Genomic DNA, 25,546 nt, shown 5'->3' on the forward strand with positions numbered 1-25,546 from the left:
ATTGTGTAAACAGGGGAACAATTGTAATTTTGCAACCTATATGGTAAAACTGTATCTTAAGTTTATACGAACAGTGCAAAAAAATAGTACTTTTCCGTTCGCAATCTAAATATACTAATTTCTGAAACAGTTGCAAACTATTAAAAGCGTAAAATTTTGAATGAACAAACCCGAATCATTTCAGTTGCAAAACAGACCATTATAACCGAAAGTAAAGCAATCATGCACCTTTCCGAATTAGTGGATGCCGAATTTGCCGATGCTGTTAGTTATATATATCAATCTAAAGGGCGTGTCATCGTCACCGGAATTGGAAAAAGCGCCAATATTGCCACAAAAATTGTTGCAACTTTAAATTCTACAGGCACTCCTGCAATTTTTATGCATGCTGCCGACGCAATTCACGGAGATCTGGGAACCATTCAGCAAAACGATACTGTAATATGTATCTCTAAAAGCGGAAACACACCCGAAATTAAAGTGCTTGTACCCCTCATTAAAGCCATTGGAAATAAATTAATTGGAATTACTTCTCATAAAGATTCATTTTTGGGAATCCAGGCCGATTTTGTTTTGAATGCCTATGTCGAAAAAGAAGCCTGCCCAAATAACCTTGCGCCTACTACCAGCACCACCGCACAACTTGTTATTGGAGATGCGCTGGCGATGTGCTTATTGGATTTACGGGGATTTTCAAGTAAGGATTTTGCGAAATTCCATCCGGGAGGATCCTTGGGGAAAAAACTCTATTTACGTGTAAGCAACCTTACTTCACTTAACGAAAAACCACAGGTACACCCCGATACAGACGTTAAAAAAGTAATTGTAGAAATCTCCGAAAAAATGCTGGGGGTAACCGCTGTTGTCGAAAACGATAAAATAGTGGGAATCATCACCGATGGTGATTTACGTCGAATGTTAACTCGGGTAGATACCTTCGCCGGTCTTACTGCAAAAGATATTATGTCTAAAAACCCAAAAATAATTGCAAACGACGCCATGGCAGTAGAAGCCATGGAACTTATGGACACCCATGGAATTACCCAATTACTGGCTCAAGACAAGGGACGTTACAGCGGCGTGGTGCATATTCATAACCTAACCAAAGAAGGTATCATTTAATGTCAAGCAGAAAGAAAATTGCGCGTGCCGTAAATGAAATGTCTTTTCTCGACCATCTGGAAGAGCTGCGCTGGCATTTAATTCGTTCTACCATTGCCATAGTGTTATTAGGCGTAATTGCCTTTATCGCCAAAGATTTTATTTTCGATGTGCTATTATTCGGTCCTAAGAAAGCCGATTTCCCGACCTATAAGCTTCTCTGTAAAGCAGCGAAATATTTAGGCCTTGAAGACAGTTTCTGTTTTACCGAACTTCCCTTCCGTATTCAAAGCCGAACCATGGCCGGACAGTTTTCGGCACATATCTGGACGTCAATTACCGCCGGATTTATTGTCGCCTTCCCATTTGTTATCTGGGAATTCTGGAAGTTTGTAAGCCCGGGATTAAAAGACAACGAGCGCAAGACAAGTCGCGGATTTATTATCGCGGCATCCCTATTATTTTTCATCGGAGTATTATTCGGGTATTATGTGGTAACGCCACTATCCATCAACTTCCTGGGAAGCTATCAGGTGAGCTCACAGGTGTTTAACGATTTCGATTTAAGTAGTTACATTGGATTGGTAAGAGCTTCGGTGTTGGCCAGCGGACTTATTTTCGAATTGCCCATCATCATCTATTTCTTGACCAAAATTGGTGTCGTTACTCCGGAAATGCTCAAAAAGTACAGGAAATTTGCGTTAGTCATCGTTCTAATTATTTCAGCTGTAATCACCCCACCCGATATCGCAAGTCAGATTATCGTTGCCATCCCTGTACTTATCTTGTACGAAGTGAGTATCTTTATTTCGAAAGGTGTAATTCGCAGACAAAACAAAAAAGCAAAAGCACAAGCAAATGCAAAATAACATAGTAGAAGAATTTAATGCCTATCGTTCTAAAATGAACGAAAAGCTGTTGGACGATAATAATAAAATTATCAAACGTATTTTCAATCTGGATACCAACGCCTATATGGAAGGTGTGTTACCAAAAAAAACTAAAGAATTGCTGGGACTTGGGAATTCTATGGTACTCCGCTGTGACGACTGCGTACGTTACCATCTGGAAGAATGTCATAAACTGAAGATATCTAAAGAAGAAGTAGTCGAAGCGCTGAGCATTTCATTGTTAATTGGCGGAACAATCGTTGTTCCCCATCTGCGAAGAGCCTTTGAATATTGGGAGGCTTTGGATGCTACTCAAAATTAAATAGTATTTTTATCGTTATTGCAACTCAAGTAAATTCCAAATGAAGCTAAAAGCCGAAGGACTTATAAAATCGTATAAAGGCCGCCCCGTGGTAAAGGGAATTACCGTGGAGGTAAATCAGGGGGAGATCGTGGGGCTTCTGGGACCTAACGGTGCCGGAAAAACTACCTCCTTTTATATGATTGTGGGACTCATTAAACCCAATGGCGGAAGAATCTTTCTGGAAGGCACCGAAATCACCAAATATCCCATGTACAAACGTGCACAAAACGGAATCGGGTATCTTGCACAGGAAGCTTCGGTCTTTCGTAAGTTAAGCGTGGAAGACAATATTTTAAGTGTGCTTCAATTGACCAAGCTCTCCAAAAAAGAGCAAAACCAGAAAATGGAAACGCTCATTGAAGAGTTCGGACTCGGGCATATTCGCAAAAGTCGTGGAGATCTATTGAGTGGAGGAGAACGCCGTCGGACCGAAATTGCCAGAGCGCTTGCTACCGACCCGCATTTTATTCTGCTCGATGAGCCTTTTGCAGGGGTGGATCCGGTGGCAGTGGAAGACATTCAGCGAATTGTGGCGCAACTCAAACAAAAAAACATCGGGATTCTTATTACCGATCACAACGTCCAGGAAACCCTTGCTATTACCGATCGCACCTATCTAATGTTCGAGGGAAGTATCCTAAAGCATGGTGTTCCCGAAGAGCTCGCAGCCGATGAAATGGTGCGAAAAGTGTATTTGGGACAGAATTTCGAACTTCGAAAAAAGAAACTGGAGTTTTAATTTTTGGGTGTATCCGCCGGAGGCGGACCAAGCTTTCGCTACTCGCTTATAGTTGTCTCCTTGAGCGCAGTCGAAAGGTCTAGACAACTATAGAGCTCAAACAAGTCTGCGTTTTGCGCAGCCTTTCCGCTCAATCTTTTACACATTATTTATTTTTCCAAAAGAGCGACATCAGAATATACAGCAGTAGCAGTGCGGGTATCGCTATAAATTTCAGTAAAACAATACACACTACACTTATTAGCAAGAACACATACCTAATTGCATTGCTTTTAAAGTCCCATGTTTTAAATTTTAAAGAGAAGAGCGATACTTCTATGTTCAACAAAATACAGCTTACCACTGTTAACCCTATAAGTATCCACTTATTTAGGACGATACTCTCAACCAATTCAGAATTTTGATACTGCAAGATTAACGGCAAACTTAAAATTAGCATTGCATTAGCCGGAGTTGGCAACCCGATAAAACTATTTGTTTGCCTTGTATCGATATTAAATTTTGCCAGGCGGTACCCTGAAGCAACGGCGATGAGCAATCCCGTGAATGGCAGCAGACTAAAATTTGCAGCAATCCAAGCCATGGATTCAGTATTTTCAGAATACAACTCAATATAGGTGCCGGTAGAAGCCAAACTCAACATTTGTAACATTACAACAGCCGGTGCCACCCCACTGGTAATCATATCGGCCAGAGAATCCAACTGTAATCCCAAAGCACTTTGCGCTTTTAATAATCTGGCCGCGAGTCCGTCGAAGAAATCGAAAAAAATACCGGAGAACACAAAAATAGATGTTGTAATCAAATCGCCTGAAACGGCAAATAAAATAGCCACACAACCGCACAACAAATTGAGCGAAGTTATAATGTTAGGAATCTGTTTAATCATAGTAATTGCCCGAGTAGTCGGGTAACTATTAAATTTAAATGGACAATACCGTAAAAATAGCAAAGTATTTACGTCTAAAGGCATAATTGCACAATATGTGTATAAAAATATAGTTTAGTATTCTGTAAAATAGTGAGATATTTGTTCAAAATTATAAGCTTGAAAAAGAACGCATTCTTTGCCTTAGTATGTATTGTTTCAATTACTGTTTCTGCACAAACCGTTAGAAAATATTCCAACGAATTTATGAATATTGGTGTTGATGCAGCTGCTTTTGGAATGGCGAATGCAGTTGTGGCTTCTACAGACGATGTCAATTCGGGTTATTGGAATCCTGCAGGATTGGTAAACTTAGAAGACAAACAACTTTCTTTAATGCATGCTTCCTATTTCGCGAATATTGCCAACTACGATTATGTAGGTTTTGCCATGCCATTGGACGACCGCAGTGCCGTGGGACTCTCTGTAATTCGTTTTGGTGTAGATGATATCTTAAATACTACCCAACTTATAGACGACCAGGGGAATATTGATTACAACCGAATTAGTCTCTTTTCCACAGCCGATTATGGGGTTACCTTTTCTTATGCGCGCCGTTTACCACTGGATGGATTAAATGTGGGTATAAATGCCAAGGTAATTCGCCGTGTGATTGGAGATTTTGCTTCTTCCTGGGGGTTTGGACTGGATGCTGCCTTACAATTTGAAACGGGCGACTGGAAGTTTGGGCTTATGGCACGAGACATTACCACAACTTTTAATGCCTGGTCCATCGATGAAGAAAAATTCGCGGAAATAGCAGGAGCGGTTGACGGACAAAATCAGGAACTACCTGAAACCACCGAGATCACCATCCCGAAATTACAACTGGGAATGTCCAGAAAGTTTGTATACCACTACGATTTTTCATTGGTAGCCGAAGTAGACCTCAACTTCAGGTTTGCCGAAACCAACGATATTATTTCATCCTCATTTACCAGTATCGATCCCGCCTTGGGATTAGAATTTGGCTATATAGACATGGTTTTTGTTCGTGGCGGTTTGGGGAATTTTCAGAATATAAAACAACTGGACGGCAGTGAATCTGTAGGGTTTCAGCCTAATATTGGGGTCGGATTTAAATACAAAGGCATTCAGGTAGATTACGCCTTAACCGATATTGGAGACCAAAGTGCCGCATTGTACAGTAATGTTTTTTCCGTTACTTTAGACTGGAGTATTTTTAGGTAATGCAAACGCTTCAGGAAAATTGAAAGCCAAAAATTCTTTCACATTCATAAAACATATCCGGTGAAAAAAATCCTTTTACTTTTTTCGTTATTTCTTCTATTTGTTTCAATCGAGCTAAAAGCACAGTATATTCCTATTTCAGAAGAGGCTGAAGTAAGTATCCTTACCATTGGTCCGGGAGCGCAACTATATGATAAATTTGGTCATAGTGCTTACCGCGTTAAGGATGAGACTACGGGCTTGGACTTGGTTTTCAATTACGGAGTATACGATTTTGACACGCCGAATTTCTATACCAAATTTGCACAAGGTAAATTGCTGTATAAACTCGATGTAAGTCTGTACGAACCCTTTTTTGAAACCTACAAGGCCCAAAACAGATGGATAAAGGAGCAAGAATTGAATTTGACGTATTACCAAAAGAAGAATGTTTTTGAATTTCTTCAGAACAATGCGAAGCCGGAAAATAAATTTTATAAATACGATTTCTTTTTCGACAATTGCGCCACAAAAATTAGAGATGTACTCGTTTCGGTTTTAGGCGCAGATTTGAAATACAATGATGCAAGCGTCCCGGAAGACTATACTTTTAGAGAACTTATTCAGAAAAATGTCTACTGGAACTCATGGGGAAGTTTAGGGATGGATGTGGCCATTGGGGCCGTGGTAGATAAAAAAGCAACGGCCTGGGAATATCAATTTTTACCCGATTATGTTTTTGAAGAAGCCGCCACTGCAACTTTACAACAACGAGGTGGTAAAACTCCCCTGGTAAAAAAATCTCAAACCTTATTTCAAAATTCACCAACAAAGGAAGAACAAAACTTTTTTGCAAGTCCGTTGTTTTTCTTCGGATTGCTAGGGGTATTTATTATCATAGCAACATTTAGAGATTATAAAAACAAGTTTCGCAGTCGTTACTTGGATGTCTCTATTTCTCTAATTACAGGCCTAATAGGTGTGTTTTTGTTACTCTTATGGGTTGCGACAGATCACACAGCAACCGCAAATAATTACAACCTGCTGTGGGCTTTTCCATTAAATATTATTTTGGCGTTTTTTGCAGTAAAGAGACAACCACCCATGTGGGTGCAACGTTATGTTTTCTTGCTGTTAGTTTTGCTTGTTCTAATGACCATTCACTGGATTACCGGAGTACAGGTGTTTGCAAAGGCATTCACCCCTATGTTCCTGGCATTAGGTGTGCGTTATATCTATGTGATTTATTATCTGAAAAGACAAGCCCTTCCTATTGACCCCGATAAAAAATAATGGTGCTGAGGGTTTTAATTACAATACTAATATCCAGAAAGAGACTCCTTCTTTTTATATAGTACAAGTCGTATTGTAGTTTTTCCAGCGCATCTTCCCGGGTTGTACCGTATTTAGCGTTTACCTGTGCCCATCCGGTAACGCCGGGTTTTACCAGATGCCGTACTTCGTAAAAAGGAATCTTATCTGAAAGCTCCTTTACAAAAACCGGGCGTTCGGGTCTGGGACCAATAACGCTCATATCTCCCTTTATAACATTGATGAACTGCGGAATTTCATCGAAACGGGATCTACGTAAAAATCGTCCGAATTTGGTAATACGCACATCCTTTTTTTCGGCAAATTGAGCGCCGTCCTTTTCGGCGTCGATGACCATACTTCGCAGTTTGTATATTCTGAAATGTTTTCCGTTGCGACCCACTCGTATCTGAGAATAAAACAAAGGGCCTCGGTTGGCAAAAAGATTTCCAATAATAATAAGCGGAAAAATAACCAGTCCAAAGAGTAGTCCGATGAGAGAAAAAAGTAAATCCAGGACTCGGTGAAAAAAGAGATATAATTTATTCTGATTGCTTCGGCTAAAAGGAAAATACCTGTAAAAGTCTTTATCGACGTGCTGTACAGGCACGCGTCGTGTTATTTCTTCATATACCTGAGTGTATTCTCTTATTGCCACACCCTTTTCCAGCAAGCCTATTAATTGATTGTACAGCGTTAGCGTCATCCCTGAAGAATCCGGTGTTGCCACCACAATTTCAGAGATAGAATGTTCTTCGATGGTCTCTGTTATATTTTGCAATCCGAAGTCCCGTATATTCTCATGGAACAAGGACGAAAATGATGTCTTTTCGGTATTGATATAGCCAATCACTCTGTAGTTGGGATCCGACTTCTGTAGTGAAGTAATAATACCATCTATATCACGCCCATTGGCAATAAGCAACACTTTTTTAAAGAATCGCGGCGCCGAAATTAAAACGATATAGGCATACCGCCATAGAAATAATGCCAGATTGACCGAGATGTAAAAATAAATAATCTGCAATCGATTGGACGGTAATGTTGGCGTATAAAAAGGTGTAAGCAGATAAAACAACACAGTTACCGAAGAGGTGAGAATTATATTTTGTACGACAACTTCAAATTTGCTGGCTTTTTGAAGATTATACAATTCGAATATCGTAGCAAAAATGGTAAGGTAAATTCCTAAAACGATAGACCAAACCCAGTGATCGGCATTGATTTTAAAGTAATCGAAATTAAAAATAAGGCCAACTAAATACAACAACCCCAGCACACAGGCAATGTCTAATAGACGCAGTAAAATTTTACGTTCGGAAATATCAAAATGGATACTCGACATGTACGACTTGGGTTAGTTTTGTTAAAAGTAGGTATATTTTTAGTTGTTTAAAAGTCTTAACCAACTATGTTTTACTTTCTTCCAATCGAAAGCTTCCACCTTGCTTCTTGCATTTTCAGCCAAACTTACAGTGAGAGTTTCGTCTGCAATCACTTTTAAAATAGCATTTGCGAGCGCTTCGGTATTATCGGGTGGAACGAGCAATCCATCCTTTTCATTTTCAATTAAATAAGGAATCCCGCCCACATTGGTTGAAACTACCGGAAGTCCGAGGGCCATAGCCTCTATCACACTTACAGGCGTATTGTCGAAATTGGTCGTATTTATAAAAATATCGTAGTTTTTTGAAAGTGCAATCCATTCCTGTTTGGATAACATTCCGGTGAAAGTTACATCCAGGTCCAAGGCCTTGGCTTTCAATTTACATTTTTCCATACTTCCATCCTTTTCGGGCCCCACCATGCATAACGAGGCTTCTAATCCCTTTTCCTTTAAAAATGAAAGTACTTCAATTGCAAGCTGCGGATTATAAATTTCAGCAAAAGAACGTACCCATAGCAACTTAGGCAGCACCTTTTTCCGAAGTAAAAAAGGGTAGTTATCAATTTCGATAGTATTTGGAATATATGTGAGATTGGAATACCCTTCGCTTAAAAAAGCTTCCTGCAAGTACAAAGAAGGTGCAACATTTGTTGTAGCACCATTAAATAATGCATTACATTTTTTCTTACTTCCTTGTAATCGCTTTGGAAGATCACCCCCTCTTAAAATAGGAATGTATGGAAGTTTTAAAGCTCTGCATAATCCTGCCACGGCAACTGCATAGTAAAAGTTTTGAGTACTGTAGGTGTCTATTAAAACTACCGATACCTTTCTTGAATATCGCAATGTGGAAAAAAGCATATGGAAAAATCTCAATAACTTGTTCTGTTTGGAAGAAGCTGTATAAACACAATAGCCTTCCTTGGTTAAAAAGGCACCCAATGTTTCTATGGAAGTAATTGTGCTTCCTTTTTTAGAGAGTTTATTTCCTATGTATAGCAGGCTTTTTCTTTGCATCGATAATTGAAATTAAACAGAGGCCGTATATAAAAGCAGGTGCGGCAATACGCATGGAGGAATGATTGATGGTTAACAACCAAAAAACAAAGAATGAAAAGAAATAAATATTGGACCTGTTGTTCATCCTAAAAACCCAGGGAGCTATCATTAAAACTAAAAGGGCAAAAAAACCAAAAACTCCATGCTCAGACAATGTCCTGCTCACTTCACTATGTGTTGCAACCAATCTTCCGGTTTTCTCTTTTCGATATTCCCTTATTTTTCCAACACCTATTCCTGTAAAAGGACGTTCCATAAACGTTTCTAATTCTCCGGTTACCAGCTCCGCTCGACCCGTTGTTACATCGGCCTTTTCTCTTCCTGCGGCATCCTGATTTGAATATCTTTTATTGATTAATCCGAAAGTAGAAATGGAAGTAAACACCCATGTTACTACTATAACTCCAAATATTATTACCGACTTAGGAATTAAAGATCCCTTCTCTTTTAAATTTGCCTTATAAAAGTAGTACGCAAAAAACAAAAGGGCACAAATTCCGGCTGTAATCACCCCTCCTCTTGAAAATGTTACAATTGCCCGATACGCAACAAATGCCAAAAGCGTTATATCTATTAAATTTATAAAACGACTTTTTATAAGGAGTAATCTAGAAAAAAGAATAAACATTCCAAGTCCTAGCAGAGTTGACACCTGATTGGGACCAAATCCTCCTGATGCTTCAAAGTTGGACTGGGTGCCACTTAATACATCCCTGATATTTGGTGTATACACATAGAGATAAGCAGTCATTGATAAAATCGGCAACAATGCAGCCAACAGAATTTCGTTTAGCCGTTCCGCCGGCATCCTTCGGTTATAGCAGTACAAGGCTGAAATCGCCAAACACAAAGGACCACTGAGATTAAAACTAATTGCATTTAAAAAATTGGTTTCGTAATTAAGGTTTATCGCTGAAAAAAGCACTCCCGGCACCAAAAAAAGTATATAGAAAATGTAGGGCCAGGATTTACGTCTAAATCCGTTAAAAAACATCCCCAAAACCAAAAAGGCAATTACGGTATACTTGGCAAATTCGTAATTGAAGGCACCACCCGTCATTCTCGAAAATACTTCAAACCCCATGACATAGGCTGCTCCTAAAAGCACCTCGTCCTTTCGGTTACGGTTTGAAAATATCCTCACTAAAAAATACGCAACCGCCGCTAACAGAAAAAATTTAGAAGTTGCTTCAAATAAATAAATTACATATGCCATAGCAATATGCAGCAGCAGCAGCTGAACATAGGTAATTTTTTTTATGGGCTTGACACGTATCAATTTTTATAAATTTCAATTAACTGTGGTAAAATAGCATTTCCGGAATAAGTGGATAAAATATGTTCTCTAAATCTTTGTGCATCTCTCAGTCTTGCATTCTTATCTTCAATGTAATGCAGTAAGGCTTCGGAAAGCGCATTGGAATTATTGGAAGGCACCGTTTTTCCAAATGTACTAATTACTTTCTCACACTCCCCCACTTTGGTTGTTACAACTACCAAACCCGAAGCACCATACTCCAATAACGCCATGGGCAGGCCTTCGCTGTCCGATGACAATACACCTATTGAAGCTTTTCTTAAAACCACTTCAGTATCTGAAATGCCACCCATAACTTCGACAGCAGTTTCTAAATTATTTTCTGAAATATAGTTTTTAACCCCCTCTGAATAGGCATCATTAAAATCGTTTCCAACCAACTGTAGTTTCCAATCCGGGAATTTTTCATGTACTATTTTAAATGCCTTCAGTAAATTGAGATGATTTTTGGGCACCCTTAAATTGGCCAAACAAACTATTAGTTTGTCATGGTTAGCTATTTCGTCTGAATTATCAAAACTTTCCACAAAATTGGGAACAAATACTACTTTTTTTGTTGTCAACTCCTTTTTACACCATTTACTCAAGGCCTCATTCACTGCAATGATGGCACCGAAGAAATACGAACACAGATATAGCGACTTGTTGTGAATTCGTTTGGTTGTAACTCTATTCCCGTGATGTTCGTGCCATATTAGTTTTACGGTAGGGGTAAGTATCTTTAACAGAGTCGCAAAAAAATAGGAAGTGGTGTGTGCATGAATAATATCAATTTTATTTTGTTTGACAAAACGTCGAAATCGCAACAATGCCGAGAAATCCAAAGTACCTCTTTTGTCTAAAAACAGATAAGAAACATTGGGATGCAACTTGGACTTTAAAATTCCTTCTTTGCGGCTTACACATAGATAAGAGCCTTCTATTCGCGTACTTAAGCTATTGGCTAGCGTCACTGCAATACGCTCTGCGCCTCCGGCCGACAAAGAATCTATAAGTTGTACTACTCTCATACTAACAACTTTTTAATGGCAGCCTCAAAATCGTCCAAGCTGTAGTGTTGAGACCATATCTGTGCCTGTCTCGACATTTCCTGAAGCTTTGAAGCATCTTTTAGATGATTAAAAATCATTTCGGAATCACGCTCTATGGTTTTAGTAAGCAAGATCCCTCGTTGTCCTTCCTCCAGCATCCAGGCAACACAGGAAATTGGGGTAGCAATTGGAATCACACCCCAGAACATAGCTTCGGCAATGACCTTCGGCCAGCCTTCCGATTTGGAAGGTAATATCAAAAACTCACTCTGCTTATAGGCGGTTTCTACTTGATCGGATGATTTGTTCCCATGTAATTTGACGCTTTCAGATAAATTATGCTGTCCGATATAATTTTCTAAAGCATCTCCTTCGGCACCTTCTCCGTACATATCCAAAAAACATTTCACACCTTTTCTATGCAATTCATGCAGTAATTGAACGGCGTATAAAGGTCGCTTTCCGGGAGCCAGACTGCCCACAAATAAAAAACGAAATGGCCCTTCGAAATTTTTGGTTGCCAAATTTCCGATTTTACTTTTTGGATAGGAAGCGGTAAAGAAAGGTTTGATATTCTTAGACTGTTTTGGCCAATCCCCGTAGACCAGTACCTGCATGTTTCGGGTTAAAAATGTATTTGACAAAATCCATTTCTGAAGCCTATAACTAAAAGGCTGTTTAGAATTCGGATCCCAGTTTCCGGCGTACTTGGCGGTTTTGGGTTTCTTCGGAAAAAAAATCTGAAGAAAACACCCTACCAATCCAATCGTTCCAGGACATCGCAGGTGAATATGGTCTGCCCTCCGCATGGCCGAAAATAGTTTCCATTTTACTACAGGCAACTTTACCAACGTCTGAAGGGTTCTTGATACCGAAACAAACGAAATTGCCGGTATTCTGGAAATCTCAACCGATTCCTTTTCATATCGCTCATGTATTGGGCTCCTCTCTATAGTTGCAATTGGGGTGACAATTTCGACAGTATCTGCATAACGTATCCAAAGATTCATCTCCCGCACATAGGGCCCATAGGCGAACAATGCGTCTTTTTCTTGAAAGTGTGGAGTATGTGTTATTACAACCAGTTTCATTGAAGCAACTTTGAATAAAATGTGAGATTCTTCTCTAAAATAGTGTTTATATCGTAATGGGTTCTAACCGTTTCTGCTGCCTTTATGCCCAGTTTTTTTGCTTCTTCGGGATGTTGGATACACCAAATCATTTTTTCGGCAATATCTGCGGGCCTATAGACATCGCAAAGCAGCCCTGTTTGCATAGGTGCAATGGTTTCGGGACCGGGTCCGTATTGAGAGAAGATTACCGGTTTTTGTAATAACATAGCTTCGAGTGTGACCAAGCCCTGAGTTTCCATATGCGAAGGAAATACACAAAAGGCAGCTTCGGCATAACGAGTATTCAATTCGTCTTTGGGAATACTCCCGTGGAAAACTACATTCTCAAAATAAGAGCCGTTATAGGTCGATTTCAACATTTCAATATAAGAATCGCCATTTGGGAAGAACCAATCCCTTCCAAAAATATCCAAAACCATAAGCGGATACTGTCCCCGGACGATTTTAAACGCTTCTATAAGCTGTCGCACTCCTTTCTTTTCGCATACCGTACCTGCAAACAAAATGTGATTCTCCTTCACAGCAACTTGAGGAATAGGTGTGGATGTGTCCAATGGATGATTTATAATTTCCACCGGTTTGTTATGATAACTCAAATAGGTTTCGGTGTGGCTTTTTACATAGTTTGAAACCGCAATAAACGCATCGGCCTTTTTGAAAGAACGCTTTTCCAGCAACCCTTTGCGCCAATTGATGCCTCTTTTTTCAGCTTCAGCAAAAAAATGATGCCCGCCATGCAAACGAATTACCTTTTTTGCAGGATGTGAACCGGACAATAAAGCCAAACCCAATTCGGCCGATTCAATAATATCGATTGGATGTTCTTTGTGAAGTTGTTTCAGCTTTTTGTTCAACTGAATTCCGTTGTGCAAAAAAGCAAGGATAAATCCTTTTTTTCTTGGCAATCGGTACAAATTCACCCCTTTATCTTCCAAAACTTCTTCGGCACTGCTATTTCCTGCTCCAACTATAGAAACCCTATGACCCTTTTGCACCAGAGCTCTCCCAAATGTCTGCAAAAAACTTCCCACACCACCCGGCGACCAAAGAGGATATTCGTGAGAAATAAAGACTAGATGCATTGATTGAGTTCTTTTTTAATGTTTTCGGAAGCGCTTTCATGAAAATCGACAACCACCTTAAACCATGCTGCAATTTCGGTTTGGGGTTGGGAAAGTGCACGACCAACCGTTTGGGATATTTCCGACCGATTGTTCAGCCAAAATACGGCTTTTGATGAAGGCATACTACGAAAATGCTGGTATTTATAAATGGTGTCAACAGACCAATTTGTATCTTCTTTATGGTCGTAATTGATAAACAAACAGGGTTTGTTGAACATCCCGAAATCGAATGCCATAGTAGAACCTACATTTACAACCGCATCGGCATAAAAGGCGAGACTCACCAACAATTTTACATCTTCAAAGGTAGGATAGACCGCCGACCAGATTTTTGAGTTAAAATTCCATAACGGAGGCATATCTACAATAAGCTCCGGAAATTTCTTCAGCACCCAATCGTAACGCCCCGAAACATCTACCGGACATCTTCTAAAAATAATCTGACAGATTTTGTCCAATCCGCTTTGTGAAAGAGCTTCAGCCAGATCGTTTAAATAGTGTGGATCGTATGGGGAAGTCCGAATGTCGTCTCCTGAAAAACAAATAAGTTTTTTCGCGGGATTCAGTCCGTATTGATTATAAAAAGTCTCTTTTTCAATAATATTTTCAGGATTCTTATAAAATTCGAATTGCGGTGTTCCGGTTACCTTTATTTTTTCGGAAGGAATTTCGGGATAAAATAATTGTAACTCCCGTTCCATATGCTTGGACCAGACAAAATAAGCATCCGATTGTAACGCGAGTCGCGCCTTGGGAAGATTGTCCCAGGAGTAAATTACTGTTGCCGTTTTGATGTTTAAATCGGATGCCGCTGCAAACACAGTGGGCGCTTTTAACGCACGCTGGTGGGTGCAAAAAACAAGATCGGGTTGTTGTGTTTTCAGTATTTCTGAAACCTTCCGGTAAAAAGAATTTTTCCGAAGCGAACGATCGTACTTAGCTTCCAATTTCAGAATCGCCTCGTAGGATGTTACAAATTTGGACGCTGTATTTACCAGAGCATAGAATACTTTTAACTTCAGACTTTTATGATTGTTTTTTCCAAATTTGAGGATGGTTGGATTTTTAACCTTTTTAGCGTTGTAGTGTAGACGTGCAATATTGATGAGTTCTCGCAGGAACTTTTCACGAATACTTTCTTTATAAGTAGGGATGGCAATTTTCGAATCGATAGTAACTTCCCTCTCAATTTGTGAGAGGGTATCGTCGTCAAAATTATGGAACAAGGTTAGGGAGGCTTCAGAATTCTTAAACACATCGGAATACAGGTAGTTTTTAATGCCTACACCATCAGGAATGAGAATGAATATTTTTTTTAAAGCCTTCAATTAAATTAGTTTTTGAATGAATCCGTACATTCCGTACAAACAAATTCCGCTGATAAAAATGTAATTGACAAGGGAAAGTTGCACGGATATTTTCTTTTCTTTTTCTGAAATGGAATAATACAATATAGCCATGATAAAAATACTTCCCAACCAACGCAATTCTACATAGGAAATAATGATGAGTGCAAAAATCAACATCATTAGAAGCGTTATTAACGGAATGTAACTTTCGGGTGTAATTTTTCGGTTTTTAAAAATTTCCCGAAACCCAAGGAACAATATTAGTGGCAAAATAAGACCCAATTGTCGTGTACTGAACATACCAATATAAAAAAGATCTTTACAAAATTCTTTTAGTGTAAGCCCAATATCGAAGGTCATCCCGGAGATCAGGTCGTCCGGCAACGATTCTTTCCCATTTTTCTCAAGATAGGCATCCGTTTCGGTCCAGGTAGGGTGATTGTAATTATTGAGCTTCCCTTCATTTACGAGTAGCTGCGCATGATACTGTCGCTGTGCCCAGTTTGCCTCGACTCCGGCTGGCGGATCTTTCATATCGTAAGAGAGGTTTCCGTTTTCCTGAAGAGAGGGAATATTAATACACAACAATAGCACCAAGACAGCTACCGGAAGCCACAGTGATTTTGGGTTATAATTTTTACTTCGGAAGAGAAAATACAGTGCTACCAATACCGCCGGAATAAAAACAATAAATAAGGCACGCGTGAACAATGCTAATAATAAAGCGACCAGGAGCAGTGCCATATTTTCTTTTTTGTCTGATCGTATGATAAAATACACTTCAGAAAAGAAAATTACCAGGGTGACCGCAAAAAGTGTATCGTTAATCCCGAATAAAAAGTAACCAACCGTACTGTAAAAAAACAAAAGAAGGAAGTAAAAATTAGTCAGTTTTACACTTCTAATTTTATAGAAATACGCTGCCAATCCCAAAAATAACAACACATTCACCAAACGAAGAGCAATAAAAGATTCTAAAAACTGTGAGAAAGGATAGGCAAGTAACATATACGGAATCGAAATCCCTTTTTTGATAGCTGCAATCCATCCTTCAGCTTCAATGAACTGCAAGTCGCTTATAAAAAGAGCTTCATCTCCTGAGCCTGCAGGACGCTTCAAAAAATAGAAAACCGCAAGCATCGCATAGCCAACCACAAGGATTCTAAAAACATTGACAATGGATTTTTGAAGCTTGCTATTCATAGGCTATCAAGGTGTCTATAACTCGTTGCGGATCTAATTCATAATAAAGCGGCAAACGTAAGAGCGTTTCAGAATAGCGATTGCTCTGCGGAAGTAATCTCCCATCGTGTTTCTCTGTGAAATACGGACTCTTATGCAGACTTAAATAATGAAAAACCGAAAGGATGTCCGCTTCCTTTAAATGCTGAATAATACCCCGGCGTTGCTTTTCATCTTTGCATATAAGGTAGAACATATGACCATTGTTGGTAGCATAATCGGGTAGCTGAGGCAATGCAATTTGGTGGGTTGCCGCCCAAGAAGTTAGGGAAGCTCTATACTGCTTGCAAATTTCCATTCGCTTAGCCTGAATCGCATCCAACATTTCCAACTGTGCAAATAAATAGGCCGCATTGAGTTCACTTGGCAAAAAGGAAGAACCTATGTCTACCCACCCGTATTTATCGATTTCGCCTCTAAAAAAAGCACTTCTGTTGGTTCCTTTTTCCCAAATAATCTCAGAGCGTTTTACAAATCGGTCGTCGTTTATCGCCAATAATCCACCTTCCCCACACTGTATATTTTTTGTTTCGTGAAAGGAAAAGGCTCCTAAATGACCAATACTCCCTAATACTCTTCCTTTGTAAGTGCTGGCAATTGCCTGAGCCGCATCTTCAACCACAAAAATGTTGTGCTTTGAAGCCAAGTCCATTATCACATCCATATCGCAGGCGACCCCGGCATAATGCACGACTACAATCGCTTTGGTTTGAGGGGTAATTAAGGCTTCAATTTTAGATTCGTCCATTCCGGGATGATCGGCTCTGGAGTCCACAAACCGGATCACAGCCCCTCTCAGTTCGAAGGCATTTGCTGTAGAAACAAAGGTATATGAGGGCATGATAACCTCATCGCCCGGCTGAATTTCCAGTAACAAAGCAGCCATTTCGAGCGCATCGGTGCAACTGGTAGTGAGTAACACCTTTTTAAAATTAAATTTTTCCTGAAAAAAACTGTGGCATTTTTTGGTATAATAACCATCCCCCGAGATTTTCCCTCTGGAAACCGCGTCTTCAATGTAACGTAATTCGTTGCCCGATAAATAGGGTTTGTTAAAAGGAATATGCATCAGCTAAATCGCAATCTAAATTGATTTGTAAATTTTTCTACCATGCCGTCTTCATTTAAAATTAAATCCAAACGCAGCAATCCTTCACCGCAGACGACTACCGGTTTTTCTTCAACCTTAAAAATTACTTTCCCAACATCACGGTATTCTATCACCACATCGGGAACTACGGTGCAATCGACAATGCGGTACATTTTTCCATTTACAACAGCTTTTGCGCTGTCATAAGGCTCACTTACCGCATGAATCATTCGTTGAATCCTTTCGGAAGACCATTGCCAGTTAATTCGATAGTCTTCTTTGTCACGCCATAGGCTGTAGGTTGCATCTGATTCATTTTGGGAAACGGAGGTAATTGAATTTTCAAAAATGTTTTTCAAAACCCGGTTAAAAAGTGTTGAATAACACTCACTTATTATTGAAATGGCTTCGGCTATTTTAATCGGATAGGTTACGGTAAGTTTTTCTACATCGATAATGGCCCCGGTATCGTAACTCTCCTCACCAAATATTGCAGTCACCCCTATTTCCTTATCACCATTAATAAGTGCCGTCACCAACGGATTAAAACCCCGGTATTTGGGCAAAATAGAATCGTGAAGTACTATTAATGTTTCATTTGATTGAAGCGGAATTAACTTCCGCCAACCTATGGCAAAAAGATAATCACAATCTGTATTTGTGGAATCGTCAAACGTGTGATTTAATCCCTTTTCTGAACACAGGGAAGTAAGTGCTTCAGAATAATCGTTAGCGATACTTTTGTCCGTTCCAATAATTACCGTTTCTACCGAACTTTTAAATTCGGAAGGAATCGATTGTATCACGCTAAGCCCTTTTTGTCCTGAAACAAATAATGCAATCTTCATATCTTTTCCTTTATAATGTACGTAGGTCGGTCTTTTACGTTCTCAAAAATCTTTCCTATATACAATCCTACCACACCCAAAATAAGGATGATAATGCCCGAAAGAAACCAGATAGACAGAATGAGGGAAGTATATCCCAACACCTCTATCTCTCCATGATACCATTTGTACAACATAACACCGGAAAAAACCAAAGCAAAAAAGGTAATGAACAGCCCCAGTTTAATGGTAAGCCGTAGTGGCTTGTCCGAATACGATAAAATAATATCCAACGAGAGGTTAAACAGTTTTTTAAAGGTATAGCTCGACGAACCCTCTTCCCGTTTGGAATGTTCCACATCGATTGCGGTTTGTTTATAGCCTACCCATTTTACCATGGAAGGAAAATAACGATTCTTCTCGGGGAGACTATTGATGGTTTGTATCACCGATTTGCGGTAGAGTCCGAAATTAGCCACCGAAGCATCGTAACGAGCTCCTGACAAGTAGCTGAGAAAACCATAGAACAATCTGGAAAAGAATTTTTTAAGGAAGCCATCCTTCCGACGTTTTCGTCGCGCCAAAACCACATCGAATCCTTCTTTTCCTTTTGTATATAACTTTTCAATCTCTTCGGGGACATCCTGTAAATCACAATCCATCACCACTACCCAATCTCCGGTTGCTTCAGCCAAACCGGCACTTATGGCATAATGCTGCCCGAAATTTTTACTGAAATTTACACCCCGGATATTCGGATTGTTCGAGTTCAGTTTCCTGATGACTTCCCAGGAAGCATCCGGGCTTGCGTCGTTTACATAGATTATTTCATACGATAATTGCAGCTTATTACAAGTTGAAATGAGGCGTTGTGACATTTCATCCAACGTTTTTTCTCCGTAATACACCGGAACTACAACAGATATTTTTTCAGGGCTATTCATTTCTTAAAAATACAGCTTTTTACAGAGTTGCTCAGCGCGTTCCCAATCTTCCGGGGTATCGATATTTACATGACGAGCTGCGTTTGTTTCAAAATACGACAGACTTTGCCCAAAAAAGGAATGTTCTTTTAGTAAAACATCAGTCTTCGTAATATAAATTGCCCCGTCACGGATAAATGCTTCGGGTAAATCTTGTCTTCTTTTAATGATTTCAATATCACCTGAAGCAAGTTGTAAATCACCCTTTTCTGAAAGCGTAAATACCCAATGCGGATTGTATTGATGGGGTACTTTTTGTACTGAAATTAGGGCGTCATTTCTTTCTGAAATAAATTTCTCTATGGCTGAATCTATATCTGAAGCAGTTCTAAAAGGCGTCGTTACCTGAAGCAAACACACCGCATCGAAGCTTTCCCCAGTATCAAGAAAAAAATTGAGTGCGTGTTGTACCACTTCGAGGGAACCTGAGGTGTCTCCTGACAAGTGTGCGGGACGCACAAAAGGGACTTCCACTCCCATAGATTTTGCCAAATCGATTAACGCTGCATCTTCGGAAGAAAACACCACCTTATCTAAATGTTTGGACGCCAGTGCTGCCTCCATGGTGTATTGCAACAACGGTTTTCCGCCCAAGAGTTTTTTATTCTTATCGGGTATGCCTTTGCTGCCGCCTCTTGCCGGTATGAGACCTAAAATTTTCATCAGTAGCTGATGGTTTTATGATAGCGCAGTTCGACCGTTGCCAGTATATCTGCGATTCGTTTTCCACTATCTCCCTTTCCGTAGATGGTGCTTTTTGTGTTTTTAGGTTTCGCTATTTGATCCTGAACTGCTTGTTTTATTTCTGCTTCTTCGTAATTCACATCTGTGACGTTGGCACCACGTAATCTTCTGTTCTGGCGTGTCCCTATATTCACCACAGGAACACCTAAAAAGGAGCATTCACGAATTCCTACACTGCTGTTTCCCACCAAACATGAACTGTTTGCAAGTAATTTAAGGAAATCGAAGGGTTCCATATTCTTAAAGAAATGAATGTGTTGCGGATTGTATTTTTCACGATAGGAACGAATTCCATTCGAGGTGCCGTCTGCTCCGGCATCTACATTGGGCCAAAACCAAAAGGTGGGTATTTTCAACGCATCGATGGCTCTTAACGTTTTTAAAACATCCTGCTTGGCTTCGTGATACTCGGTAGTTACCGGATGCTGCATCACAACCAGGTAGGGTTCTTTTGCGGAAACCGGTCCTCCTACACCCCCGTATTTTTCAATGGGATCGAAATCCAATTGCGGTGCCGCAAGTACCTGTGCTGCAATGTCGATGGACGGGCAGCCGGTATTAAACACAAAAGCTGCATCTTCACCCATGCGTTCCACGCGTTGTTTGGCATCTTCGGAAGTGACAAAATGGATATCGGCCAGTTTGGTATTGGCGTGACGCACTTTTTCGTCTATGTTTCCGGTGACCTCACCCCCTTGTAAATGAATCAATGGAATGTTTTGATAGGCTGCCGCTATAGAGGTTGCAATGGTTTCGAAGCGATCGGCTATGGTTAACACCGCATCGGGTTGCAGGTTATAAAATACGTTGGCAAGTTCCATCACTCCCAGACCGGTAGTTTTGGCCATGGCGGTTTTATTTTCGCCTTCCAGCACCATAAACACCTTGTCGTTGATGGTAAATCCGTCCTTTTCAATAAAATTTACGGCGTTGCCATAGCGATCCAGCAAGGCAGATCCTGCTACTACCAATTGCAGTTCCAGATTAGGATGTTCTTTGATGGCTTGTAAGGCAGTTTTCACCCTGCTATAGGATGGGCGGGCAGTGATTACAGCGCATATTTTGCGTTTTTGTGTCATACTAGCTTATGTCTTCTTCAGTTAAAAAATCCCACTGCCCAAGGTCTTTAGAAAGCTTTTTCCCGATAACCGATTCAAATTTTGAAGCATCGAGTCCGAAGCCTTTGGGCTTTTTCGCTTCCAGGTCTTCGAAGCTGAGTTTATGTCCTTTTGGCAATGCTTTGTTTACTGCTAGGGATTTCTCAAATATATTTTTCAACTCAGTAAAGCGAGTTATATCATTTTTATCGATTGGATGTTGTAGCGCTTCAAAAACCGCATTTGCACCATTAACCAATTCGGAAGTTTGTGCCATCGTAAGAGAAGATGAAACATCGGGACCAAATTGTGCTTTATCGAACACCACATGAAACTCCAAAATTTCGGCACCTAAGGCCACGGCGGCTATGCCGGAAGCTACTTCTCCTGAGTGGTCTGAAAATCCAACAGGAACATTGTAACGCTCCTTCAACTGAGCTATCACGTTCAATCCAAAATCTTTCGGTTGTGTTGGATAACTTGTGGTGCATTGCAGAATTGAAAATTGAGCATTGTGTTTTTTCAGAAAAGAGACGGTGCTATCCAATTCTTCAAACGAACTCATTCCGCTGGAAATAATAAGGGGTTTTCCGGTATCGACAACCTTTTTCAGCAACAAAAAATTACTCACTTCTCCACTGCCTATTTTATAAATTTCAACAGCTGCTGCTTCCAATACATCTACTGCGGCATTACTGAAAGGGCTGCTTACAAAGGTGAGTCCTGCTTCCTTGCAGTGTTTTCCAATTTCAATCCATTGTAAAGGTGTAAATTCCATTCGTTTCCAATAATCGAAACGCGTGGCATCCTGTTTGGAAAAATGCACCCTGAAAGGTTCATGGATACTGCTTTCGGCTTCGGCAATATGGGTTTGAAATTTGATGGCGTTGGCTCCGGTTTTAGCCACCGCGTCTATATACGCATGCAGCATCCCTAAACTTCCATCGTGGGCCTGGCCAATTTCAGCAATTGTTGTCAAAATAGAAATGTATTAATATTCTCAAAGTTAACATTTAAAATGGAAGAACTATCAGTCAAATAAGGGATAGGACCAATTTATTATAAACAACATGTCCACAATTTTAACCCCAATCGGCTTCGGAATAAAACCGTTGCCAAAGCGGGAATGTTTTCTCTTTAACCTTACTTATTTCTAAAAGTGTCAAGCGTTGCTTCCATGTAAATTTATTTGATTTTGAATCGCGTTTGTGCTCGGTAGAAACCAGCCTGGTTGTAGTATCTAAAATCTTGTCCTTAACCGCTGTAGTAAAATCCAGTTGCAGGTAGTGGAAAACTTTTTCAAACTCAAGGATAGGGTTTTCTGAAAGATCTTCGTGACGCACAAAATACCACCTCTCGCCATATTTTTCTTTGTACTTTGAAACAACCGAATACAATATATTCCACAAAAGAATGGCCTGATCGACAATATCATGTGTGTGCATTGCATATTCTTTAATTTCGGCAGAAAAGGTTTCCAAATAATCTTCCATCAAGGCAGGCTGCTCCAAAAAATGATTGAAATTGAAGTCCCAGTCCTTTACTTTGATACTTGCCACAAAGGCGGCCGGATGGCGTATGGAGATAATAACATCGCATTGGGTTTGCCGGTAAATCCACTCGGCAGATAATAGTGCAATGGGATCCTTTAACAAGGTTCGGCCAATTGCTCGTTTGTAGGTGTCTTTTAAAAGACGATAACCGTCTCCTGGAGCTTTAACTTTCAGAAGATTTAGAAAAAAATATTTTGGTGAAACCGCATAAAAGGCTTGCAGATAGTTAAAAACTTGCTTTTTATGATTTAAATCGCTTTTTTCTGAAATATACTCGAACCAAAATTGCAAAGGAGAAAAGCCTCTTTTGTTTTGAATATTGAAAGGTTCGTGCACATATCTTACCCTTTTTGAACTTTCGATTACCCTTCCAATCCAGGTAGAGCCAGAACGATGAGAACCTGTAATTAAGATAGGGGTGTGCTTCATTCGCAAGGTTAATATTCGTTGGCTTCAGTTTTCGTCAATCCTTTGTAGCGTAAAAATCGCCTCCAGATTGGCCCTCTAACAAGGAATTTTTCAAAAAGGAGTCTCTTAAATAGATGTGCAGGTCCCGGTGTTGCCATCTTCTTCAAATTTGGCATTTCAACCTGAATATCGTTTTCAGCAATGACATTTGCCAAACGTTCCTGCATCCAGGGTTCTGCTACATTGCCCATATGAAAGGCAAAGTTTGTTTCGGTTGAAAGTCGCCAATAGCCTTTATTTGCCACCGGTTGATCTAAAAATACTCGTACACTCTCTCCACCCAGCTTATACGGAGAATATCGTTCTCTTAGGTTGGCAAAAACTTCCTGTCGGAACGTGGCAACAAAATGTCCACCCCCAACGGCAGCGGTGACAGATTTGCCTTTTAATGTGAGAATTTTGTTGAGATGGGCTTGTTTATAGAATTCTTTATTACCAATACTTGTGGCAAAAGCTTGCAATGCCTCAGGATTTATAGGATTTGTAAACTGAAGCTTCTTTGAAAATAAGTTTGAAACAATAGTATCGTAAGTATGGTATTTCAGCAATTTTGGCAACGGAGTGGGAGAAACGAAGCCTGTTTTGGGAAATTCATTAAAAACTTCATAGGTTGCTTTTTGCCAACCATTTAAAAACAGGACGTCCGCATCGGTAACCGTGACAAGTGGGAAGGCATGCCCCGAAATACCTTTAAAAACAGCGTTTATCTTTCCAATATTACCTGTATGAATTAATTCATGAATTTTCCCATCCTTGTAAAGCATCTCCAGATATGCTTCAACTCCGGGATGACTTCCATTGTTCACTATGGTAAGAAACGATTTAGGATGACATGTTCGAAACAGCGATTCAAGACAGTGTTTCAAAATAGTGAACCCGTGCTCAAAATAACCCTCTTCATTGGGAATATAGACGGGAACCACCACCTGATGGTAAAACTCCGTCGATTCGTCCTTTTTATTCTTTTGAGGGTTTAAGCCTATTCGCATAAATCGGGTTTAAAACAATGTTTCAAATAATAACCGGGTCGTAGATATAGGTTAAAGGTATTTATTTTGATTGAATTATCTGGATACGCCAAATTCCAGTTGCGAATGGCCTGTTTTAATAGGCGAACACGAATTTTGTACAACACAAGAGGATTGTAAATTCCCATCTTTTTAAAATTATCAATCATCTTCTGTTCAATCCCTATGTATTTTTTCCGTTGTGTTGACAGTCGGTTATCGGCGCCAAAATCTCTATAGAAAGCCAAGGGTTCGTCTATATATTCAATTTTGTGTCTGTAGAAAAGTCGCTGATAAAAATCAACATCTTCCCCTACTTTTAGCGATTCATCAAAATACAAGTCCGGGGTAAACACTTCCTTCCGAATTAAGGGCGTGGGTGATTTTACGACCCAGGTCCCAAGTGCATTCCAAAATACTTTACCCGACCTATTAGTCGCCTTTTCTTTTGAGGCCCCTATAATTTTACCGGTTGGGTTGCTTTTAATATCAACTACAGCAGCGGCGGCATGAACCAGATTTACGGCTTTATTTTGCTGAAGAACTTTTACTTGCTTTTCCAGTTTATCAGTTCTCCAAAAATCGTCATCATCCAGAAACGCAATCAAACTCCCTTTTGCATTGCGAACACCAAAATTTCTTGCGGAAGATAAACCCCCATTGGGTTTGTACAAATAGGTACATTTCAGGTAGTTTTTGCAAATGTCTTCAGCATAATTCACATTTGAGCCATCATCCACAACCAGTATTTCAAAATTAGTAAAGGTTTGATCGACCACACTATCCAAAGCCTCTTTTAAATACGCAGGCCGATTGTAGGTTGGTATTATGACACTTACGAGGGGTGTTTCCATAAGCTTTCAATTCTTTTACCAATTCGTTTTAATATTCCCGAAAACGAATTTCTCTCTGCAACTTTTAATCGACGTTCGACTTCTATGTTTGCCTTATACAATTCGTATTTTTCGCCGTATCCTTCTTTTTGCAACAACATATCTTCTGCCTCTTTCTCCTTCGAAAATTGATCATCGTTACTCATTCCCGACAGATCGAAGAGGGACAAAGCCACGGGAACATGCCTAAATTCTATATTCCCCGCTACCTGACATTTAATATAAAACGCTCTGTCGGCACCTATTTTGTATTTTTCGTCGTAGTGCCCCATGGTTTCAAATACTGTTCTTTTAAACAAAGTGCTTTGATGCGGAAGGGAAGTTCGCATAAAATAGTCGGGAGGTAACACATCGGGATATCGTTTTTCACCGTTTTCAAATTGGTAATCTCCGTAAATGATATCGCCACCAAATTTTGGGTGTTCAATAAAACGCTTCAACACATTTTTGGAAGTGAAAACATCCCCGCCGTTTAAAAAAAGTAGATATTGCCCCTTTGAAGCGGCAATTCCTTTGTTCATGGCATTGAAAACTCCCGTATCTCGTTCGCTTACCCAATGCGTGATTTCCTTCTTAAAATTTTCTACAACCGCTATACTATTGTCGGTAGAACCCCCATCGATAATTAAGTATTCATAATCGGTAAAGCTTTGTGAAACCACCGAAGTAATGGTCCTCTCCAGCCCTTCGGCGTTATTGAAATTCACTGTGATTATGGAGAGAAAAGGAACAATCATG

General features: G+C 39.9%; 25 protein-coding genes. 6 read left to right on the plus strand and 19 right to left on the minus strand.

Features of this window, described 5'->3' with window-relative positions:
- Positions 1-222: 222 nt before the first annotated feature.
- Genes ATE92_RS01085 through lptB form a run of 4 tightly spaced genes read left to right on the plus strand, consistent with a single transcriptional unit; the run spans position 223 to position 3,094 of the window.
- A complete protein-coding gene (locus ATE92_RS01085; RefSeq protein WP_369819730.1) occupies positions 223-1,122 on the plus strand; it encodes an SIS domain-containing protein in 900 nt (299 codons plus the stop codon).
- Entirely contained in the window at positions 1,122-1,970 is an 849-nt protein-coding gene (gene tatC, locus ATE92_RS01090; protein ID WP_232729089.1) for a twin-arginine translocase subunit TatC, read from the plus strand. Before ATE92_RS01085 ends, tatC begins: the two co-directional genes overlap by 1 nt.
- Positions 1,960-2,313 (plus strand): carboxymuconolactone decarboxylase family protein, encoded by a 354-nt coding sequence (locus ATE92_RS01095; protein ID WP_100801948.1) that lies wholly within the window; start codon positions 1,960-1,962, stop codon positions 2,311-2,313. The genes tatC and ATE92_RS01095 overlap by 11 nt, the downstream gene beginning before the upstream one ends.
- 40 nt (positions 2,314-2,353) lie before the next feature.
- Positions 2,354-3,094, plus strand: coding sequence for an LPS export ABC transporter ATP-binding protein (lptB, locus tag ATE92_RS01100; RefSeq protein WP_100801949.1), 741 nt, complete (start codon positions 2,354-2,356; stop codon positions 3,092-3,094).
- A 145-nt stretch (positions 3,095-3,239) separates the two neighbouring features.
- Here lptB and ATE92_RS01105 read toward each other — a convergent pair whose 3' ends face one another.
- The gene (locus tag ATE92_RS01105; RefSeq protein ID WP_100801950.1) at positions 3,240-3,983 is read right to left on the minus strand and encodes a phosphatidylcholine/phosphatidylserine synthase; all 744 of its coding nucleotides are present in this window, start codon (positions 3,981-3,983) and stop codon (positions 3,240-3,242) included.
- Between the two features lie 246 nt (positions 3,984-4,229).
- Between ATE92_RS01105 and ATE92_RS01110 the strand changes: the two genes are divergently transcribed.
- Positions 4,230-5,213, plus strand: coding sequence for a PorV/PorQ family protein (locus ATE92_RS01110; protein WP_232729171.1), 984 nt, complete (start codon positions 4,230-4,232; stop codon positions 5,211-5,213).
- A 60-nt stretch (positions 5,214-5,273) separates the two neighbouring features.
- Positions 5,274-6,485, plus strand: a complete 1,212-nt coding sequence (locus ATE92_RS01115; RefSeq protein WP_232729090.1) for a DUF4105 domain-containing protein — start codon at positions 5,274-5,276, stop codon at positions 6,483-6,485.
- Here ATE92_RS01115 and ATE92_RS01120 read toward each other — a convergent pair.
- The 18 genes from ATE92_RS01120 to ATE92_RS01205 form a co-directional block, all read right to left on the minus strand.
- Entirely contained in the window at positions 6,463-7,848 is a 1,386-nt protein-coding gene (locus tag ATE92_RS01120) for a sugar transferase (protein WP_100801952.1), read from the minus strand. The two genes, ATE92_RS01115 and ATE92_RS01120, sit on opposite strands and share 23 nt — an antisense overlap.
- A gap of 39 nt (positions 7,849-7,887) precedes the next feature.
- Complete coding sequence (locus ATE92_RS01125) at positions 7,888-8,907, minus strand: glycosyltransferase family 4 protein (RefSeq protein ID WP_100801953.1); 1,020 nt, start codon at positions 8,905-8,907, stop codon at positions 7,888-7,890.
- Entirely contained in the window at positions 8,873-10,228 is a 1,356-nt protein-coding gene (locus tag ATE92_RS01130) for an O-antigen ligase (protein WP_232729091.1), read from the minus strand. The genes ATE92_RS01125 and ATE92_RS01130 overlap by 35 nt, the downstream gene beginning before the upstream one ends.
- On the minus strand, positions 10,225-11,277 hold the full coding sequence (locus ATE92_RS01135; RefSeq protein WP_100801954.1) for a glycosyltransferase: 1,053 nt from the start codon (positions 11,275-11,277) through the stop codon (positions 10,225-10,227). Before ATE92_RS01135 ends, ATE92_RS01130 begins: the two co-directional genes overlap by 4 nt.
- Positions 11,274-12,389, minus strand: a complete 1,116-nt coding sequence (locus ATE92_RS01140; RefSeq protein WP_100801955.1) for a glycosyltransferase family 4 protein — start codon at positions 12,387-12,389, stop codon at positions 11,274-11,276. Before ATE92_RS01140 ends, ATE92_RS01135 begins: the two co-directional genes overlap by 4 nt.
- Positions 12,386-13,513, minus strand: a complete 1,128-nt coding sequence (locus ATE92_RS01145) for a glycosyltransferase family 4 protein (RefSeq protein ID WP_100801956.1) — start codon at positions 13,511-13,513, stop codon at positions 12,386-12,388. The genes ATE92_RS01140 and ATE92_RS01145 overlap by 4 nt, the downstream gene beginning before the upstream one ends.
- On the minus strand, positions 13,504-14,883 hold the full coding sequence (locus tag ATE92_RS01150) for a hypothetical protein (RefSeq protein ID WP_100801957.1): 1,380 nt from the start codon (positions 14,881-14,883) through the stop codon (positions 13,504-13,506). The genes ATE92_RS01145 and ATE92_RS01150 overlap by 10 nt, the downstream gene beginning before the upstream one ends.
- Positions 14,884-16,107, minus strand: coding sequence for a hypothetical protein (locus ATE92_RS01155; protein WP_100801958.1), 1,224 nt, complete (start codon positions 16,105-16,107; stop codon positions 14,884-14,886).
- The gene (gene rffA, locus ATE92_RS01160) at positions 16,100-17,215 is read right to left on the minus strand and encodes a dTDP-4-amino-4,6-dideoxygalactose transaminase (protein ID WP_100801959.1); all 1,116 of its coding nucleotides are present in this window, start codon (positions 17,213-17,215) and stop codon (positions 16,100-16,102) included. Before rffA ends, ATE92_RS01155 begins: the two co-directional genes overlap by 8 nt.
- Positions 17,215-18,084, minus strand: coding sequence for a methionyl-tRNA formyltransferase (locus tag ATE92_RS01165; RefSeq protein ID WP_100801960.1), 870 nt, complete (start codon positions 18,082-18,084; stop codon positions 17,215-17,217). The genes rffA and ATE92_RS01165 overlap by 1 nt, the downstream gene beginning before the upstream one ends.
- Positions 18,081-19,007 carry a glycosyltransferase family 2 protein gene (locus tag ATE92_RS01170; RefSeq protein WP_100801961.1) on the minus strand — a complete coding sequence of 309 codons (927 nt, stop codon included), beginning with the start codon at positions 19,005-19,007 and terminating at the stop codon, positions 18,081-18,083. Before ATE92_RS01170 ends, ATE92_RS01165 begins: the two co-directional genes overlap by 4 nt.
- 3 nt (positions 19,008-19,010) lie before the next feature.
- Complete coding sequence (locus ATE92_RS01175) at positions 19,011-19,709, minus strand: cytidylyltransferase domain-containing protein (RefSeq protein WP_100801962.1); 699 nt, start codon at positions 19,707-19,709, stop codon at positions 19,011-19,013.
- Positions 19,709-20,869 carry a UDP-N-acetylglucosamine 2-epimerase gene (gene neuC, locus ATE92_RS01180; protein ID WP_100801963.1) on the minus strand — a complete coding sequence of 387 codons (1,161 nt, stop codon included), beginning with the start codon at positions 20,867-20,869 and terminating at the stop codon, positions 19,709-19,711. Before neuC ends, ATE92_RS01175 begins: the two co-directional genes overlap by 1 nt.
- Before the next feature lies 1 nt (position 20,870).
- A complete protein-coding gene (locus tag ATE92_RS01185; protein WP_232729092.1) occupies positions 20,871-21,866 on the minus strand; it encodes an N-acetylneuraminate synthase family protein in 996 nt (331 codons plus the stop codon).
- Positions 21,867-21,969: 103 nt separating this feature from the next.
- Positions 21,970-22,869: a sulfotransferase gene (locus tag ATE92_RS01190; RefSeq protein WP_100801964.1), complete on the minus strand. Its 900-nt coding sequence runs from the start codon at positions 22,867-22,869 to the stop codon at positions 21,970-21,972.
- 8 nt (positions 22,870-22,877) lie between these two features.
- The gene (locus ATE92_RS01195) at positions 22,878-23,897 is read right to left on the minus strand and encodes a glycosyltransferase (protein ID WP_100801965.1); all 1,020 of its coding nucleotides are present in this window, start codon (positions 23,895-23,897) and stop codon (positions 22,878-22,880) included.
- Positions 23,888-24,769 (minus strand): glycosyltransferase family 2 protein, encoded by an 882-nt coding sequence (locus tag ATE92_RS01200; protein WP_100801966.1) that lies wholly within the window; start codon positions 24,767-24,769, stop codon positions 23,888-23,890. Before ATE92_RS01200 ends, ATE92_RS01195 begins: the two co-directional genes overlap by 10 nt.
- Positions 24,751-25,545 carry a glycosyltransferase family 2 protein gene (locus tag ATE92_RS01205; protein WP_100801967.1) on the minus strand — a complete coding sequence of 265 codons (795 nt, stop codon included), beginning with the start codon at positions 25,543-25,545 and terminating at the stop codon, positions 24,751-24,753. Before ATE92_RS01205 ends, ATE92_RS01200 begins: the two co-directional genes overlap by 19 nt.
- Position 25,546 lies beyond the last annotated feature (1 nt).

It is taken from the genome of Ulvibacter sp. MAR_2010_11 (genome assembly GCF_002813135.1).
GTDB lineage: Bacteria > Bacteroidota > Bacteroidia > Flavobacteriales > Flavobacteriaceae > Altibacter.